The organism is Micromonospora sp. NPDC003776 (assembly GCF_053605645.1).
In genome coordinates this window covers 1-1,577 of the sequence record NZ_JBSGJR010000911.1, presented here as the reverse complement: position 1 = coordinate 1,577, position 1,577 = coordinate 1, and the positions used below count along the sequence as shown (strand labels likewise).

At 74.4% G+C, this 1,577-nt stretch carries 1 protein-coding gene; it reads right to left on the bottom strand.

Annotated features, from left to right (window positions below):
* Window positions 1-114: 114 nt before the first annotated feature.
* The gene (locus ACWEVO_RS36320) at window positions 115-1,407 is read right to left on the bottom strand and encodes an ABC transporter substrate-binding protein (protein WP_452311914.1); all 1,293 of its coding nucleotides are present in this window, start codon (window positions 1,405-1,407) and stop codon (window positions 115-117) included.
* Window positions 1,408-1,577 lie beyond the last annotated feature (170 nt).

Below are 1,577 nucleotides of genomic sequence, written 5' to 3'. Positions count from 1 at the left end.
AACACCACCCCCCCCACACCCCGGGGCTCGGGCCGGGCGTGCGCGGCGCGGGCGGCGCGGGGGGGCGGGCGGGGGGGCCCGCCCCCCGCCGGCCCGCCCCACACCCCCGGCACCTCAGGACCAGCGGGCCGCGCCGCCGGTTCGGGCGTCGGCGATCGCGCGCGGCCACACCGCGGTGGCCAGCGGCACCTCGTCCGGGCCCGGGCGATCCGCGCCCGGCAACTCGACCGGCCACGAGGCGATTCGTTCGCGCAGCACGACGTCGGCGTCCGCTCCGCGGGCAACCTCGGTCAACTCAAGCCCCTGCCGACGACAGCCCACGATCAGCGCCTCGACCAACGGTGCCAGCCGGGACCCCGCTGGGTTGACCAGCGCGAGGTGCGACGTCGACCCTGCGCCGATGGTGTCCGGTCCGGCGTCAGTCGCCGTGACAGCCCCGCACGCCAGCAGCGCAGCAGCCAGTCCGGACCGGTCGACTCGCTCGCCTGGCACGGCGCGCCGTCCGGTCGGCACGAGGGTGTACTCGGCGGCGGGGGCCGCGCCGGCCCAGGCGTCCACGGACGGTGGCGACTCCCAGCCGAGTACCCCGAACCACGCTGCCCCGGGCCCGCCCGCGGCAGCGCGGGGCTGCAGGGAGAGTTCGATTCGGGCGGTCGGTCGCCGGCGTATCGGGTCGGTCGCCGGGTCCCAGCGGGGGTTGGGTTCAAGGGCGAAGTCACCGCCGGGCGACAGCCGCCGGACGATGCGGTAGGGGCCTGCAGACGGGCAGCACCGGTACAGCTCCGGACTGTCGGGCACGTAGTAGTCGTACTCCCGCGGGGCGGCCGCCGAATAGCCGGTGGCGAGCAGGTCGAGCACCCCGTCGTGCGCCGCCGTCAGCCGGACCACCAGCGTCTTGTCGTTCTCCACGAGTAGGCCGGGCACCGGCGTGTGCCGCTGGAACTGGGCGAAGGCGGGCGCGTGCGGATCCCAGTGCCCGAAGGCCTCGTCGTACGCCTCGTAGTACTCCGCCAGCCCCTCGATCATCGCGGCGAAGACCGGCCGCACTGGCCGGGCGTCCGGATGCGCGGTTCGTTTGATCCCTCGGACGAAGTCACCCGCGGTGATCTCCCGCGCGGCCTGCGCGTCCCAGAAGATGCCCGAGCGCAGCCGGATCCGCACGGTGCGGCCGCCGTCGCGGACGTCGCCGTTGGTGACGGTGGGCAGTTCCACAGCCGCGTCGGCTATCGGCCCGACCGGTCCGCGGGCGGCCGGATAGGCGAAGAGCTGTCGGGTCAGCAGCCGCAGGACCTGGCCGGTGCCGAGGTCGCCGGGCCGATCGAGCCGGCCAGCGGGCGCTGGGCCGGTGAAGTGCAGAACGTCCGGCTCGGCCGCGACGCGTTCCGCCGTCGTGGCTTCGATGATCATGCTCCGGTCACCTCGCGTTCGGTGCTCGAGATCTGTCCCGCCGCGCTGAACACGAGGCGCGAGGCCGGGTTGCTGGGGTCGCCCTCGCAGTCCACCACCACGATCTGACCCGGGGTCAGCTCGTTGAAGAGGATCCGCTCGGAGAGGTTGTCCTCGATGTCGCGCTGGAT